The organism is Streptosporangium brasiliense (genome assembly GCF_030811595.1).
Taxonomy (GTDB): domain Bacteria; phylum Actinomycetota; class Actinomycetes; order Streptosporangiales; family Streptosporangiaceae; genus Streptosporangium; species Streptosporangium brasiliense.
Window position 1 is genome coordinate 19,309 of record NZ_JAUSRB010000003.1, and the last position, 16,923, is coordinate 36,231.

A 16,923-nucleotide genomic window follows, 5' to 3' on the forward strand; every position below is an offset into this window, starting at 1 on the left:
TCCACTGGTTCTGAGCTGCTCTCGAGGCCCCGGAGGGAGGCCTGCGACGAGCGAAGGAGGGCTCTGGTGCAAGGACAAGGGGATGACCGTGGCCGGCGCCGTTTTCAAGACCGTCAACACGATGACGCGGGACCGCCGATGAACTCCCCCGAACCCGTCGCCATCATCGGGATGGCCTGCAGATTCGCCGGGGACATCGACTCCCCGGACAAGTTCTGGACCCTCCTGCGCGAGGGCGGCGACACCATCGGGGAGCTCCCCCGGGACCGCTGGGACTGGTACGCCTCCCAAGGCCGGGAGCACGCCGCCGCGGTGCGCGACGTGACCCGGCGCGGCGCTTTCCTCAACGACGTCAAGGGCTTCGACGCCGACTTCTTCGACATCACCCCGCGCGAGGCCGCCCTCATGGACCCGCAGCAGCGCATCGTGCTGGAGCTGGCCTGGGAGGCGCTCGAACACGCCGGGATCCCGCCCCGCGATCTCGGCGGGAGCGACGCCGGGGTCTTCATGGGGGTCGGCGCGGACGACTACGGCCGCAGGCTGCTGGAGGACCTTCCCCGCATCGAGGCGTGGACCGGCATCGGCGGCGCCTACTGCGCGGTGGCCAACCGCGTCTCCTACGCGATGGACCTGCGCGGCCCGAGCGTGGCGGTCGACACCGCCTGCTCGTCCTCACTGGTGGCCATCCACCTGGCGGCGCAGGCGCTGCGCGCCGGGGAGTGCCCCGTGGCACTCGCCGGAGGCGTGCTCGTGATGGCCGCGCCGGGGCTGTCCCTGGTGCTCGACGCCGCCGGCGCCACCTCACCGGACGGGCGCAGCAAGTCCTTCGACGCCGACGCCGACGGCTACGGCCGCGGCGAGGGCGGCGGCGTCGTCGTCCTGAAGCTGCTGTCGGACGCCCGGCGCGACGGCGACCGGGTGCTCGCGGTCGTCCGGGGCAGCGCCGTGCACCAGGACGGGCGGACCAACGGCATCATGGCGCCCAGCGGCGAGGCACAGGCCCATCTCATGCGCCGCGCCTACCGGGCCGCCGGGATCGACCCGGCCACGGTCGGCTACGTGGAGGCCCACGGCACCGGGACCCGGGTCGGCGACCCGCTCGAAGCCGGGGCGATGACCTCGGTGTTCGGGCCCGGCCGCCCCGAGGGGCAGCCCTGCCTGATCGGGTCGGTCAAGCCGAACATCGGCCACCTCGAAGCCGGCGCCGGCGTGGCAGGCGTGATCAAGACGGTGCTCGCGCTGCAGCACGCCGAGATCCCGCCGAGCCTGAACTTCACCACACCCAACCCCGCCATCCCCTGGGACACCTCCGGCCTGCGGGTGACGACGGAGCTGACCCCGTGGCCGGACACGGGCGGGCCCCGACGGGCCGGCGTGTCCGGGTACGGCTACGGCGGAACGATCGCGCACGTCATCCTGGAGGCGGCCGACGCGCCCGCCGAGCAGGCCGCCGACGACAGCGGCCCGGCCCTGTACCCGCTGTCGGCGGCCAGCCAGGCCGCCGTCGGCCAGTACGCCGGCCGCCTCGCCGACCGGCTCACGCGAGACGGCGGGACGAAGACCGCCGACGTCGGCCACACGCTGGCGCACCGGCGCACCCACCTGCCCCACCGAGCCGCGGTGTTCGCCGCCGACCGCGAGCAACTGATCGCGCGACTGCGCGAGCTGGCCGGATCCGGCACGGGGGCGGCGACCGGGACCGTGCCACCGTCCACCGGCCGCGGACTCGTCTGGGTCTTCTCCGGGCACGGCTCCCAGTGGACCGGGATGGCCCGCGAGCTGCTGGCCACCGACCCGGTCTTCGCCGGGGTGATCGACCGGCTGGAGCCGGTGTTCGTCGAGGAGATGGGCGTGTCGCCCCGCTCGACGATCCTCGACGACGCCCCGCAGCCGGTCGACGTCATCCAACCGATGATCTTCGCGGTGCAGACGGCGCTCGCCGCACTCTGGCGGGCCGGCGGCGTACGGCCCGACGCGGTCATCGGCCACTCGGTCGGCGAGATCGCCGCGGCGGTCACCGCCGGGGTGCTCACCCTCGAACAGGGCGCGAGGCTGGTCTGCCGGCGCTCGGTGCTCCTGCGCCAGGTCGCCGGCCGGGGCGCCATGGCCATGGTGAACCTGCCGCCGCAGGAGGCCGAACAGCGCCTCGGCGACCGGCGCGACCTCGCGGTGGCGGTCGCCGCCGCCACCGGATCGGCCGTGGTCTCCGGCGACATCGAAGCCGTCCGGGAGATCAGCGAGCGGTGGCAGGCCGAAGGGCTCGGCGTCCGCCAGGTCGACTCCGACGTGGCCTTCCACAGCCCGCACATGGACCCGCTGCTCGACGCGCTGGCCTCGGCCGCCGCCGACCTGCCGCCGCGGACACCCGCCATCCCCGTCTACACCACGGCACTGCACGACCCCCGCTCCACCGCGCCGCGAGACGGCTCCTACTGGGCGGCCAACCTGCGCGGGCAGGTGCGCTTCGCCCAGGCCGTGACCGCGGCCGTCGAGGACGGCTACCGCCTGTTCGTCGAGGTCTCCCCCCACCCCGTCGTGGAACACTCCATCAACGAGACGCTCGACGGGCTCGGCGTCGAGGACGCCTTCGTCACCCACTCCCTGCGCCGCAACCGGCCCGAACGCGAGACGCTGCTCACCAATCTCGGCCTGCTGTACTGCCACGGCGCGGAGGTGGACTGGTCGGCCCTGTGGCCGGGCGGCACGCTCGCCGACCTGCCGACCACGGCCTGGCAGCACAGACCGCACTGGAGCGAGGAGCCGGTGGGCCGCTCCTCCCTGACCGAACAGCACGACCCGGCCGGCCACACCCTGCTCGGCGGCCGGACCAGCGTCATCGGCACGACCCCGGCGCAGGCCTGGCTGACCTACCTCGACCGCGACTCCCGCCCCTACCCCGGCGACCACCCGGTCCGCGAGGTGGAGATCATCCCGGCGGCGGTCCTGCTGAACACCTTCCTCACCGCCGCCGCCTCCACCGGGCCCTGGCCGGATCTGACCGACGTGGCCCTGCGCGTGCCGGTCAGCGTCACCAGCCCCCGCAACCTGCAGATCGTCCTGCAGGACGGCACGGTCCGGCTGTCGTCCCAGATCGCCGACGACGGCGCCGACGACAAGGGCTGGGTCACGCACACCACCGCGGCCGTCGAGCCACACTCCGCCCCGGACACGCACCTCGAGCCCGACGACGTGGCGGCCGGGGAGGAGCTGCCCACCGACTACGTCGTCGACCGGCTCGCCGCGCTCGGCGTGGCCGCCATGGGCTTCCCCTGGGCGGTGGAACGGATCCAGCTCGGCGAAGGCACCCTCGTGGCCACCGTCCGCGCCGACCAGGACGCCGACACCGTGCCCACCACGTGGGCGCCCATCCTGGACGCCGCCCTGTCGACCGCCTCGGTGGCCTTCTCCGGACCGCCGATCCTGCGCATGCCCGCGCACATCCACCGTGTCACCCTCGCCGAGACCTCACCGGCACGGGCCCGCGTCACCGTGCGCGTGACCGGCGACGACGCCGTCGACGTGGAGATCGCCGACCTCGACGGCACCGTCGTCGGCAGGCTGTCGCGGCTGCGGTACGGCGTGCTGGACAGCGACGTCGGAGCGGTCACCAACCCGCGCCGCCTGGTGCACGAGATCACCTGGCGGCCGGCGGAGCGCAAGGAGTCCCTGATCACGCCGGAGATGGTCCTCGTCGGCCCCGACACGGCGCTGCTCGGCAGGCTGACCGAGCGGCTCGGCGGCTCGGGCATCCCGCACCGCATCGCCACCACGCCGGAGGAGCTGCGCGACTCCGAGCTGACCGGCGACCACATCGTCCTGGTCGTGCCGGCGCTGGGAGCGCCCAGCGAGGTGGACGAGACGGCGGCCCATGCCTCGTGGCTGTTGGCGCGGACCGCGCAGCGGCTGGCCGGCACCGGGCTGGTCACCCCCGCCCGGCTGTGGTGCGTCACCCAGGGCGTGCGCGAGAGCGCGGACGAGCGGGCGCTGGGACACGGCCCGCTGTGGGGCCTGGGACGAATCATCGGCGGCGAGCATCCCGAGTTCTGGGGCGGCGTCGTCGACATCGGGCAGTCACCGGAGGACGTGCCCGGCCTCATCTCCGTCGTGCGCACCATGCGCGGCGAGGACGTGGTCGTGGTGCGCGACGGCGAGCCGTCACTGCCGCGCCTGCGCCGGCTGGAGGGCGACCCCGTCCGCCAGCCGATGACCTGCCAGCCGGACGGCACCTACCTGATCACCGGTGGCCTCGGCGTCCTCGGCCTGGAGGTCGCGCACTGGCTGGCCGACCGGGGCGGGCGGCGGATCGTGCTGGCCGGGCGCCGGGCGCTGCCGCCCCGGGACGCCTGGGACCGGCTCACCGACCCCACCGAGCTGGCGCAGGTGGAGGCCATCCGGTCGCTGGAACGGCTCGGCGTCACCGTGGTCACGGTGGCGGTGGACATCGCCGACGCCGAGGCCGCGGCGAAGCTGCTGTCGGCCGCCTCACTCGGGCTGCCCCCCATCCGGGGCGTCGTGCACGCCGCCGGCGTCCTGGACAACCACACCCTCCGCACCCTCGACGAGGGATCGCTGCGCACCGTCCTGCGACCCAAGGTGAACGGCGCGCTGGTGCTGCACAGCCTGTTCCCGCCGGGCAGCGTGGACTTCTTCGTACTGTTCTCCTCCAGCGGCCAACTGCTCGGCCTGCCCGGCCAGGCCAGCTACGCCGCCGGCAACGCCTTCCTCGACGCGCTGGCCGCCCACCGCCGGGCCGCCGGGGACAGCGCGACCACCAGCTTCGGCTGGACCTCCTGGCGAGGGCTGGGCATGTCCACCTCCTCCGCCGTCATCGACGTCGAGCTGGCCGCGCGCGGCACGGCCGACATCAGCCTCACCGAGGCGTTCGGCGCCTGGGAGCTGGCCGAGCGCTACGACCTCGGCTACGCGGCCGTCCTGCGGACCATCCCGCTGGAGGCGGGCGAGCGCAGGCTCCCGCTGCTCAGCGAACTGCCGTCGGACACCCCCGCCGAGGAGAGCACGGCCGAGCAGACGACCTCCCCGTGGATCGGCCTCAACGGGCCCGATCTGCATCTGTTCCTGACCGAGGAGATCCGCCGCCAGGTCGCCGCCGAGACGAAACTCGCGGCGACCGAGGTGGACCCGCGCCACCCCCTCATCGAGATGGGCCTCGACTCGGTCATGACGATGCGGATCCGGCGCGGGCTGGAGAAACGGTTCCGGCTGCCGCTGCCGGTCACGCTGTTCTGGGACCGGCCCACCATCGACGCGGTCGCCTCCCTGCTGGCCGAGCGCATCGACGGCTCCGAATCCGCCCCGCTCAGTGAAGGGAGCGTGCGATGAAGCTCGACGGGGTGGTGCCCTGGCCCGCCGACCTGGCCTACGCCTACCGGGCGGCCGGCTGCTGGCAGGGCCGCCCGCTGGGCTCCTACCTGTGGGAATGGGCCGAACAGCGGGGCGAGCGGATCGCGGTGGTCGACGGCGGGCACCGGCTGACCTACCGCGACCTGGCGGTGAACGCCGACGCCCTGGCCGAGCGGCTCGCCGACCTCGGCCTCGACCACGGCGACACCGTCCTGGTCCAGCTCCCGAACTGCTGGGAGTTCGTCGTGGTCACCGTGGCCTGCTTCCGCCTCGGCGTGGTGCCGGTGATGATGCTGCCGCCGCACCGCGAGCACGAGCTGGTCTCGATCGGGACGCACGTGCGGGCCAAGGCCCTGATCGTCCCCGACACCTGGCGCGGCTACGACCACCAGGATCTCGCCCACCGGGTGGCGGCCGCGCTGCCCGGGCCGGCGCGGGTGCTGGTGGTGGGCCAGGAGGTACGGCCGGACAGCGTCGACGTGCGCGGCCTGCTCGAGCAGGACGGCGACAGCGCGGCCCGGCGCCGCCGGCTCGACGGGCGGGCGCCCTCCGGCTCCGACGTCGCGGTGTTCCTGCTGTCCGGAGGGACCACCGGCGTGCCCAAGGTGATCAGCCGGACGCACGACGACTACGAGTACAACATCCGGCGCAGCGCCAGGGCCTGCGACTTCGGCCCGGACACGGTCTACCTCGCCGTACTCCCGGCCGGCCACAACTTCCCGCTGGCCAGCCCGGGGATCCTCGGCGCGCTGTTCTCCGGCGGCCGGGCCGTCCTGCTGCCCTCGCCCCGCCCGGAGCCGGTGTTCGAGGCGATCGAGGCCGAGGGCGTCACCGCCACCTCGGCCGTCCCCGCCGTGGTGCTCAAATGGATGGAGGAGGCCGCCACCAGCCGTCGCGACCTGTCCAGCCTGCGCTACGTCCACGTCGGCGGGTCCGTGCTGTCGCCGGAGATCGCCGCGCGGATCGGCCCGGCCCTGGGCTGCCGCCTGCAGCAGGTGTACGGCATGGCCGAGGGCCTCATCTGCTACACCCCGGCCGACGCCTCCGAGGAGGTGGCCCACACCACGCAGGGCGCCCCCGTCAGCCCCTACGACGAGCTGCTGGTGGCCGGCCCGGACGGGCACCCGGTGCTGCCCGGGGAGATCGGCGAGCTGCTCACCCGTGGCCCCTACACCCCGCGCGGCTACTACGGCGTGCCCGACCAGAACAGCCTCTCCTTCACCCCCGACGGCTGGTTCCGCACCGGTGACCTGGTGCGGATCACGCCGGAGGGCAACGTGGTGGTCTGCGGCCGGGTCAAGGACCTGATCAACCGGGCGGGCGAGAAGATCTCGGCCGGTGAGATCGAGACCCTGGTGCAGGAGATGCCACAGGTGGCCGAGGTCGCCGCGGTGGCCATGCCCGACCCGGAGGTAGGCGAGCGGGTCTGCCTGTTCGCCCGCCTGCACCCCGGCCACGAGCTGACGCTCGGCGACGTCTCCGCCGCCCTCACCGCCCGCGGCCTGGCCGCGTTCAAGATCCCCGAACGGCTTGAGGTGCTGGACGACCTGCCGCACACCCCGATCGGCAAACCCGACAAGAAGGTGCTGCAGAAACTTCTGCTCGCCGACGTCGCGGGCACCGCCTGAGGCCCCACGACCGCGGTCCCGCACCGGCTCGGCAGTGCGGGACCGTCTGGGTTTCACACCCGCAGGCGCCCGGCCGGCGCGCGGGCCGGGCGCCCGCGGCCTCAGCCGTTCCTGGGGCCCAGCACGCGGGCGAGCAGCTCGGCGAACTCGATCGGATGCGTCACATAGCCGACATGGCCCCCGGGAAAGTCCACGATCCCGATGCCGAACCGTTCGGCCAGCACCGTGTTGGGACGGTAGGGGAAGTGCTCGCGCGATGCGCTCCCGCCGGCCAGGACCAGCCGGTCCGACACCGACTCCAGCGCCGCCAGGTCGGGGACGAAGGCCGGATAGGTCAGGATCTCGTGCTCGAACCAGAACACCTGGTTGCGGCGGAGCCGGGAGAGCATCTCGGCCAGCTGCTGCGGGGGCAGCTCGGCGTCCTTCGGCGGCCGCGTCGGGCTGGTCATGCCCATGCGGGTCCTGAAGACCTCCCTGGCCGCCTCGATGCCGGAACTCTGATAGGTGTCGTACAGGTCGGCGTAGAACCCGAGCCACCGGTCGGAGTCGGGCAGTATGGACGCCAGCGGCGGCTCGTGTGAGATCAGTGTCCGGACCTGGTCGGGGTGCCGCTCCAGCAGGGCCAGCGCGATGATGGCCCCGGAGCTGCTGCCGAACACGTGCGCGGGCGTCCGGGCCAGGTGGCCGAGCAGGCGGTGGATGTCGTCGACGTCGGCCTCCAGCCGCCGCCCGCCGTCCACCGGCCCGTCGAGCGGGCTGCGGGAGAAACCGCGCCGGTCGTATGTGATGACCGTGTAGCGGTCGGCGAGCGCGTCCGCCATCGGCCCGAGCGGGGCGGCGTCGCCGTTCCCGCTGGGGATCAGCAGCAGCACGGGGCCGGTGCCGCGCACCTCGTAGTAGAGGCTCGCACCCGGCAGGGGGAGCATGTCGATCGTTGGCGTGCGCATCGGTCCTCCAGGTTGCCGGTCAGCGGGGCAGAGCGCGGCACGTGCCCGCCCCGTCAGGGGAGTCCACGCCCTGCGAGCCGACCGGGACGGACGCCGAGCTCCTGGCAGCCGTACGACTGCCAGGAGCTCGGGGGGTGCACCGCTCGGCTGAGGGGGGCGTTCAGCGGCGGTGCTCGGCGGTCAGTCTCTCCAGCACAGGGACGACGCCGGACGGGCTCGGCATGGACAGCCAGTCGTCGAAGACGGCCTGCGCGCCGGCCTGGTAGGAGGGGTCGGTCACCACCTTCTGGATCATCTCGCGGATCTCCTCGACCGACTGCGTGGTGTGGTCCAGCCGGGTGCCGGCGCCCCGGCTGATCACGTAGTTCGACGTGGGGGTCGCCTCGAGCTTCTTGGCCGGCAGCTCCCAGGTGGTGACGGTCTCGACGACCGCCTCGTTGATGCCGAACTCGAAGCCGATGCGGTAGGTCCCGTCCTCCATGGTGCGCGGGTCCACCTGGACCGAGCGCATCATGAGGGTCTCACCGGTGTCACAGACGATCTGCGGCACCTTCAGCGCGGCCGAGGCGGCGTAGGTGCCTATGCCGCCGTGGTGGATGATCGCCGAGCAGGTGGGCAGCAGGTGGGTCAGGGTCACCCAGTCGATCGTCCGCACGTTGTCGGGGATGTGCTCGATCCCCTCCATCTGCAGGCTGTTCAGGGTGGCGACCAGCTCGATGTCCAGGTCGGCCACCGCCTCGATGATCTTCGGCGTGCGGCCCCAGTCACCCTTGATGAACCTGCGGGTCGACTCACCCAGCGACAGGGCCACCCGCGGCCGCTGCGGCCGCTCGTAGAGCCATTCGGGCAGGACCTCGGCGCCGTTGAACGGCACGTACCGCATCGGCACCTTGACCGCGCTGGTCGGCAGGGTCATCCCCGGCGGCATCGGGTCGATCGACCACTGCCCGTACAGCAGCTCGTCGTCGACCTCGATGCCGTACTTCTCGGCGAGCGGCCTGACCAGATCGGCCTGCGGGTTCTCCGACAGGCCCGCGGCCCTGACCTCGTCCCTGCGCTCGGCGAGCCGGTCCATGCTCCACCCGAGGTAGTCCGCGCCCAGGAGCATGCGGGCGTAGGCGGCACCCGAGACACGCGCCGCCACCGGCCCACACGCGAAGGTCGGGTCACATATCAGCAGGTCCGGCTGCCACGCCTTGGCGAAGTCGATCAGTTCCGCCGCGTACGGGAGGTCGATCCGGACGTAGTCCGAGATGGGGTTGAGCAGCCACTGGTAGTAGGCGATCCAGTGCTCGCGCCCCTCGTCGTCGAGTCCGAGGGCGTCGGCGTAACGGAGCACCTCCTCGGGCTGCGCCGGAGGCCGCGCGTCCGGCCGCATCCGCGCCTCGTCGACCGACGGGTCGCCCAGCGCCACCGCCGTCAGGCCCGTGGCCCTGATCGAGTCGGTGAACCTGGCGTGAGAGGCGACACGCACCTCGTGTCCGGCGCTCTGCAGTGCCCACGCGACCGGCACGGCCGGCCACAGATGGGCGTGCGACGGATAGACGGTGAACAGGACTCGCATAAGGTCTCCCTTGGAAAGTGCCTTGCCTGCGGTTCGGCAATAGATCCGACGCTGCGATAGCGGCCCATGAGAGAAGCCGACGAGCCGTTCACCGGTGGCGGCCGGCGTGGTGTCCAGCAGCGCGCGGCTGCCCCTTTCAGGTTCACCACCCGGTCGCCCGAGCGCGTGTAGATCTTCGCTGCTCCATAGTCCGTGTCCACGCGCCGCGAGACATCTCCTGAATTGCCGTATTTGACGGTGGAGCCCGGCGCAGCGGCCGTACCCGTGCTCGCCGGGACGGGTCCGGCCGGGGTGTGACGGCCGCGGGGCGCCGGCCTGCGCGGGTCGCGCCCGCACAGGCCGGCGCCCCGCGCCGCCGTCAGTTCGGGTCGCGCCCGCCTATCGCGGCGAGCCGGTCGTACAGCGGCGCGTCGTCGCTCACCTTCACCTCGGGACCGATCTGGTATCCGTCCGCCTCGTCCCCGCGGAACTCCGGCTTGAGGTTGTTGCCGGCCCAGTCCAGCGCCAGTTGTCCCAGTTCGGGGTCGAGGTCGGTCGGCTGGCCGGTCGCCTTGGCGATGTCCCAGGCGTGCACCGACAGCTCCGTGATGTGCTGGCCGACCGCCCATCCGGCGTCGACCTCGCCTATGGACAGCCGCTGCGTCTGCTCCAGGGCGCCCGACTGCCGCCAGGCCGCCAGCAGCGCCTGAGCCGCCTCGCGGTAGGCGCCGGACCAGTCCTCGCCGATGACATCCACGCCCAGATGCCTGCGCTCGCCACCCGCGGTCACCTTGGCGAACTGGTGCATCTCGTCCACCACGTGGTTGACCAGCGCCCGCACGTCCCAGGACCGGCACGGGGTCGGCAGCGTCTCCTGTCCGGGCCGGATCTGGGCGATGAGGGCGCCGGTCTGGTCGAGCGCCCGGGACAGCAGGTCGAGGGGGCTGTCGGTCTGGGTCATGGATGGCTCTGCCTTCTCTTGTTACGGCTTCTTCGCCGGTTCTTCCCGGTCACTGCCTGCGCGCCGGACGGACAAGCGTGGGTTCGGCGTTCTTCGGGGACTCACGGGGCCCACGGCAGGGCGGCGCCGCGTCATCGCGCGATCCGGGGACGGGCACGTGGGGCCCATGCCGCCGCGACGTCCCCATCATGTCTCCATCGGAGGCGGTCATGCGCGTCCTGCCGGCCGCGGCGCCGCCCGGCTCGACACGGGACAGGGCGCCGACGCGCGCGTCTGGGCATCAGAGGGCCAACGGGCCGGTCCGGGATCGTGGGCGCGCGAGGGATCCGCGGACGCGGCCGGGACCCGGCCGCCGGGCCGGACCACCTCTCCTGCGCGCCGTGGCCGGGCCGCCGTCCCCTCCGGTCATCGGCACGGTCCCGCCTTCGAACTCACCCATGACATCAGCGTCACGTCCGCCCACCCCGGGCGCATCTTCCAGAATGCTCTGATCGGTGCGGACGGCGCACCCGACCCCGTCGCGGAGGCCGCGGCCGGGGCGGGCATCCCTGAGCGGACCCGCCGCCCTATTTCGCCTTCTTCAGGCCGAGATAGTGACTCCGCTCTTCTTTGTCGAGACGTTCGATCGCGTAGCGCAGAGCCGTACGCGGCATGGTGGCGGCGTGCTTGTCCAGGAAGTCCAGCAGCTTCTGGTGGTCTTTCTTACCGGCCTCGCGCAGCAGCCCTCCGAAAGCCTTGTGGATCAGGTCCTGGTCGTCGTCGAGCAGTATCTCGGCGATTTTGAAGGTGTCGTCGACCTCGCCCTGCCGCACGAAGTAAAGGGTGCTCACGATGGCGGTGCGGCGCTCCCACATGTCTTTCGAGCGCGCCAGCTTGTACAGGATGTCGCGCGGCTTGTCGGACAGATAACCGCCGACCGCGTGCGGGCTGCCGAGATCGACCAGATCCCAGTTGTTGATCCTGTCGTGGCGCCTCATGTAGAGGTCGTAGAGCTCCTTCCTGCGGCTGGCGGGCGTCCTCTTGAGGCGGGCCTGCTTGTCCATGACACTCAGGCCGCCGACCCGCACCTCGTGGACCGGGCTCTCCAGCAGTTTTTCGATCTCGTCGGGCGGCATCTCGATGAACTCCTTGGCAAGCCCGAAGACGTCCCTCATCCGCACACCGATGAAAATGTCCCCGTCGCCGTACTCACCCTCGCCGGATTTGAAATACCGATGAATCTTGTCGGCCTCGTCCGACGGGATGTAGGCCTCCAGCCTTTCGATGAATCGCTCCGCGCTGACGTTCTCCGGCATATCGCACACCCCTTTGCCCGCAGACACACATGAATAGGGTTTCCGTCTTCCGCTCTGCGCGACCAACGTATCGAAGAGCGGCCCAGCCGCGGGCGGATCCCGCGGACGCGGCGTCGAGCCGGCCGGGGCTCATGCGTCGATGACCTTCCTAGGTTCATAATCCGCCGCCGCGCGGGCTGTCAAGCGCCGCCAGGCGTCCGCGCCGGTCGGCCGCAGCGCATTTCAGAGGATGCAGCGGGCTGTGATCACGGGTGACGATGGTCGCGCTCCGGTGTGGCCGGGCGTGGCGTCGCCTCCGCCCGAGCGACCCGTGTCAACACAGGGAGGGACATGAGCAGCCCGGGGTTCGCCGAGGTCAAGCACGTGCCGGTCAACCAGGCCATGCGCAACTATCTGGTCAGGTCCTGCAGTCCGCCCGACCCCGCGGTGAGGATGCTGGCCGAACGCACCGCGGGGGTCGGTGACGCGGCGGGCATGATGGTGCCGGTCGAGCAGGTCGCGCTGCTGACCATACTGGCCAAACTGCAGTCGGCGACGACCGTCGTCGACGTGGGGACGTTCACGGGACTGTCGGCACTGGCGCTCGCCCTCGGCCTGGCCCCCGGCGGGCGCGTGATCACCTGTGACGTGACCGACAAGTGGGTGGACATCGCGCGGGAGCACTGGGAGCACGCGGGCGTGGCCGATCGCATCGACTTCCGGCTCGGTCCCGCCGGCCGGACGCTGCGCGAGCTGCCCGCCGACACCGCGGCCGACATCGTCTTCATCGACGCCGACAAGATGAACTACCCCAACTACTACGAGCTGGCCGTCCCGCTGCTGCGCACCGGCGGCCTGCTGGTGGCCGACAACGTGCTGCTCGACGGATATGTCCTGGACCCCGAGCTCGCCGACTCAACGCTACAGCGCAAGTGCGCCGAGACGCTGCGCGTCTTCAACGCCGCGCTCGCCGGCGACGACCGGTTCGACACGGTGATGCTGCCCATCGCCGACGGTCTCACCGTCGCCCGGAAGAAATGAGCTCCGATGACCGACACACTGCCGCTGGCGTCCCCGCCGACCGGAGGCGAGGACCGGATCCCGCTCTCCTTCCAGCAGGAGTTCCTGCGCATGATGGACCACGGCGACGGCGCCGGGCCCTACGGCCCCCGGTACACCATCGTCGGCGGCTGGCGCATCACCGGTGAGCTCGACCTCGACAGCCTGCGGGGCGCCCTGTACGACGTGGTGGCGCGGCACGAGGCGCTGCGCACCTCGGTCGTCCTCGACGACGGCGAGCCCTACCAGCGGATATTCCCCCCGGCCTGGCCGGACCTGCTGATCCACGACCTCGCCGATCGGGATCGGGGAGACCGGGACGTGGTCGCCGAGCAGTTCCTCAACGAGATCGAGGCCGGCGAGTTCGGCGCCGACGAGATGCCGCTCATGCGCGGAGTGCTGGGCCGCTTCGACCGCCGCGACGCGGTGTTCGTCTTCATGGCCCACCACACCGCGGTCGACGGCTGGTCGGCCCAGATCGTCATGCGTGACCTCGCCGCCTGCTACGCCGCACGGCGTGAGCACCGGGCACCCGACCTGCCCGAGGTCCGCCAGCACCGGGAGTACGTCGCCTGGCAGCACGCCAACACGGCCGCGCCCGCGATCGTCGCGGCGCGCGAGTTCTGGCGGGAGAACCTGCGCGGCGCACAGGTGGTGCCCATCCCCACCGACCGCCCCCGGGAAGAGGGCCCGTTCGTCACCGGCTGGCACCGCTTCCTGCTGGAGGAGGAGTTCAGGGCCTCGGCCGCGGCACTGGCCGCCGAGACCCGCAGCTCGCCCTTCATGGTGCTGCTGGCCGCCTACCTGACCTACCTGCGTGAGCAGACCGGCCAGACGGACCTCGTCGTGCCGACCTTCACCCCCGGACGCCACCCGTCCTGGGTCCAGGACACCGTCGGCTCCTTCTACAACCTCCTGCCGCTGCGGACCGACATCTCCGGCTGCACGAGCTTCCGCGAGGTGATCGCCAAGGTCCGCGCCACGTGCATCGCGACCTACACCCACGAGATCCCGTTCCTCCAGCTGATCGAGGAGGCCCCCGACCTGATGGCGTCGGTCATGGAGCCGAACTCGGCCGCGTGCGTGTTCCAGGTCGTCCAGTCCCCGTTCATGATGGGCGGCGCGCAGGTCGGCGACCTGCGGTTCACCGCGATGCGCCGGCGGGTGCTGTCGGCGCCGGTGGGCTCGCAGCTGCCCGACGGCGCACTGTGGACGCTGGAGCTGCAGCCCGAGGGGGACATCGTCGGCAAGATCGGGTTCACCAGCAACCTGTTCGACGAGAGCACGGTCACCGCGATGGTGTCCGACTTCCGGCGGGTGCTGCGGGAGACCGTCACCGGGCCGGGGCGGTGAACGGCTGACCGTCTGCGCTGCGCCCGTCGCTCTTCATCGCTTCTCTTCCCCCGCGGGGTAGGCCGGTCGGCCTACCCCGCTCCGGGTCCAAGCACCGCGCCGCCCCGCCCCGTCGTGCCGGTCCACCGGCCGGAGCCGCCCCCGCCGCCTCACCTCGCCCCGGCTCGGCACGGGCCGCACCCCCGCACCCGTGAACCAACCGGCCCGGCACCTGGAGCGCGGCACCGGCCGGATCTTCAGAACGGCGGCCACGCACCCCCCAGCCGCAGCACGGCGAGCCTCCCCCTCCGGGCGCCGCCGGCGGCGGCATGTCCGGAGAGGGAGGCTCACGCCCCGCCCGCGCGACCGCTCAGCGGCCGGAACCGACGGGACTGACGCTCACGGGGACTCCGTTGAACACCGCGTTGCCCGACAGGACGTCGATGACCGACTCATCGGTCAGCGCGTTGGCGTTGACGCCGGCGTGACCGGACGCGACCCGCTGGGTGCTGCCCTGGTGCCCCCAGCCGTGGGGCAGGCTCACCACACCAGGCATGATCTTGTCGGTCGGCTCGACCGGGACCACGACCTCACCGGCGGCCGAGCGCACCAGGGCCTGCTCACCGAGCCCGAGCCTGGCCACGTCGGCCGGGTTGACGTGCAGCGTGCAGCGGTTGCTGCCGCCGACCAGCGCCGGGGTGTTGTGCAGCCAGCTGTTGTTCGAGCGCAGCTGACGCCGCCCGATCAGCAGGATCTCCGGCTGCGGCCCGGAGAACCGCTCACGCAGCCGCTGGAGATCGCCCACCAGCTTCGGCGCGGCGAGTTCCACCCGGCCGGACGGGGTGTTCAGCAGTTCCTTCAGCCTCGGCTCCAGCGGCCCGAGATCGATGCCGTTGGGGTTGTCACGCAGCTTGGCCAGCGACAGGCCGTACGGGCCGAGCTTGAGCATCGCGTCCAGCATCAGCTCGGGCCCGCTGTCGCCCTCCAGCTCCGCGCGCAGCCGCGCCACGTCCTGGCCGGCGAACGGGGAGCCGGGCGCCTCGACGGCCCCGGTCAGTATCTGCTGGAGGATCATGTCGTCGAGCGCGGCCGGATCGGCGTCCGCACCCTGGCCGGAGACGATGAGCGTCAGCCGCGCCAGGATCTCCGCCTCCGAGAGCTGTCCCGGTCCCAGCGGCAGGACCTGCGGGGAGAACCTCGTGTAGTTGCGCACCGTGACGATCAGCAGCAGGAAGTCGTAGTGCGGCATCTGCATGATCCGCGGCGGCGGCAGGATGACGTCGGCGTGCTTGGTCGTCTCGTTCAGGTAGGGGTCGACGCAGACCATGAAGTCCAGGCCGGGCAGCACCCGGTCCAGCTTCGGGCCGTTCGGCGCCGACAGCACGAGGTTGCCGGCGATCGACACCAGCGCCCTGACCTGCCCCTGCCCGGGAGTCTCGATCTCGTCGGCCAGGGTGGCGACGGGGAACTCCCCAAGAGCCTCCGGCAGCCCGCGGACCCGGCTGTGCCAGCGCCCGGTGTCGAACGGCTGGCCGGTGCGGAAGATCTCCAGCGCCGCCGTCCTGGTGAACATCACGCCACCGGGCCGGTCGAAGTTGCCGGTCAGGATGTTGACCACGTCGACCAGCCACTGCGCCAGCGTGCCGAACTCGGCGGTCGAGGTGCCGATGCGGGTGTAGACGGCCGCCGTCGGCGCCGCCGCCAGCTCACGGGCCAGCCGCACGACGTGCCCGGCCGGCACTCCGCACACCCGCTCCACGGCCTCCGGGGTGAACTCCGCGGCCAGTTCCCGCAGCTCCTCCAGGCCGTTCACCTCAAGATTGACGGTGGCGAGATCCTCACCGAGGAGCGTGTTGACGATCCCGAACAGCAGGAACACGTCGGTGCCCGGCCGTACGGGCAGGTGCTCGTCGGCGAAGGCCGCCGTGCGGGTGCGACGCGGATCGACGACCACGACCTTGCCGCCACGCTCGCGCAGCCCCTTGAGCCGGGTGTGGAAGTCGGGCGCCGCGCACAGCGAGCCGTGCGACTCCAGCGGGTTGGCCCCGATGATCAGCAGGTAGTCGGTGCGGTCCACGTCGGGCACCGCGATGGCGAACGGGTCACCGAACATGAAGCCCGTCGAGATGTGCTTGGGTATCTGGTCGATGGTGCTCGCCGAATAGGTGTTGCGGCTGTTCAGCGCCTGCGTCAGCGGCTGCCGGTACATGAAGCCGGCCATCGTGTGATAGGTCGGGTTGCCGAAGTAGACGGCCAGCGCGTCGCGGCCGTAGGTCTCGATCACCCTGGTCAGGCCCCGGTCGACCAGCCGGAACGCCTCCTCCCAGCTGGCCTCCCGCCAGTGGTCGCCCTCGCGGATCATCGGCACGCGCAGGCGGTCGGGGTCTTCGTCCAGCTGGCCGAGACTGGCGCCCTTCGGACAGATGTATCCCTTGGAGAAGGGATCATCCGGGTCGCCCTTCACCGACGTCACATGCCCCGCGTCGTCGAGAGTGAGTCGCAGGCCGCAGACGGCGTCACAGATCGGGCAGGTCCGGTGCGCGGTTCTCATCGCTACTCCTGACGGTCGGCCTCGCCCCATCATGACGTCGGGCCCCGCCCGGCGGATCTTCGAAAATGCGGTGGTCCGCCCGATCCCGGCACCATCCCGCCGGCGGGTCGCAATCGAGAAGATGCGGGCGGGGAACGGCCGGTACGACGATACCTCTGCAGGAAGCACCCCCGGTTCCGACGAACGGCGCCGTGCTGATCCGCATCAGCGGCCTCCCATTCCTGAGTAAGGGGCGTCCATGACCATCACACCGCCGCACTCCGCTGA

Annotated in this window: 9 protein-coding genes; 4 read left to right on the top strand and 5 right to left on the bottom strand. The window is 71.9% G+C overall.

Going from position 1 to position 16,923, the window contains the following annotated elements:
• The first annotated feature begins 138 nt into the window (after nucleotides 1–138).
• Together J2S55_RS47180 and J2S55_RS47185 are read left to right on the top strand one after the other, a co-directional pair.
• Nucleotides 139–5,340: a type I polyketide synthase gene (locus J2S55_RS47180; RefSeq protein WP_306876091.1), complete on the top strand. Its 5,202-nt coding sequence runs from the start codon at nucleotides 139–141 to the stop codon at nucleotides 5,338–5,340.
• Complete coding sequence (locus tag J2S55_RS47185) at nucleotides 5,337–6,989, top strand: (2,3-dihydroxybenzoyl)adenylate synthase (protein WP_306876092.1); 1,653 nt, start codon at nucleotides 5,337–5,339, stop codon at nucleotides 6,987–6,989. Before J2S55_RS47180 ends, J2S55_RS47185 begins: the two co-directional genes overlap by 4 nt.
• Before the next feature lie 101 nt (nucleotides 6,990–7,090).
• Here the strand turns inward: J2S55_RS47185 and J2S55_RS47190 are convergent, their stop codons facing one another.
• The 4 genes from J2S55_RS47190 to J2S55_RS47205 form a co-directional block, all read right to left on the bottom strand.
• Nucleotides 7,091–7,936: an alpha/beta fold hydrolase gene (locus tag J2S55_RS47190; protein ID WP_306876094.1), complete on the bottom strand. Its 846-nt coding sequence runs from the start codon at nucleotides 7,934–7,936 to the stop codon at nucleotides 7,091–7,093.
• Nucleotides 7,937–8,096: 160 nt separating this feature from the next.
• Nucleotides 8,097–9,500 (bottom strand): nucleotide disphospho-sugar-binding domain-containing protein, encoded by a 1,404-nt coding sequence (locus J2S55_RS47195; RefSeq protein WP_306876096.1) that lies wholly within the window; start codon nucleotides 9,498–9,500, stop codon nucleotides 8,097–8,099.
• Between the two features lie 358 nt (nucleotides 9,501–9,858).
• Complete coding sequence (locus J2S55_RS47200; protein WP_306876098.1) at nucleotides 9,859–10,440, bottom strand: TIGR03086 family metal-binding protein; 582 nt, start codon at nucleotides 10,438–10,440, stop codon at nucleotides 9,859–9,861.
• A 566-nt stretch (nucleotides 10,441–11,006) separates the two neighbouring features.
• Nucleotides 11,007–11,735, bottom strand: coding sequence for a DNA alkylation repair protein (locus tag J2S55_RS47205; RefSeq protein ID WP_306876099.1), 729 nt, complete (start codon nucleotides 11,733–11,735; stop codon nucleotides 11,007–11,009).
• Nucleotides 11,736–12,065: 330 nt separating this feature from the next.
• On the opposite strand from J2S55_RS47205, the gene J2S55_RS47210 reads away from it, so the two are divergent.
• Together J2S55_RS47210 and J2S55_RS47215 are read left to right on the top strand one after the other, a co-directional pair.
• The gene (locus J2S55_RS47210; RefSeq protein WP_306876101.1) at nucleotides 12,066–12,755 is read left to right on the top strand and encodes an O-methyltransferase; all 690 of its coding nucleotides are present in this window, start codon (nucleotides 12,066–12,068) and stop codon (nucleotides 12,753–12,755) included.
• A 6-nt stretch (nucleotides 12,756–12,761) separates the two neighbouring features.
• Nucleotides 12,762–14,126, top strand: a complete 1,365-nt coding sequence (locus tag J2S55_RS47215; protein ID WP_306876103.1) for a condensation domain-containing protein — start codon at nucleotides 12,762–12,764, stop codon at nucleotides 14,124–14,126.
• A 349-nt stretch (nucleotides 14,127–14,475) separates the two neighbouring features.
• On the opposite strand, the gene J2S55_RS47220 is transcribed toward J2S55_RS47215, so the two are convergent.
• Nucleotides 14,476–16,656 (bottom strand): molybdopterin oxidoreductase family protein, encoded by a 2,181-nt coding sequence (locus J2S55_RS47220; protein WP_306876106.1) that lies wholly within the window; start codon nucleotides 16,654–16,656, stop codon nucleotides 14,476–14,478.
• Nucleotides 16,657–16,923: the final 267 nt, after the last annotated feature.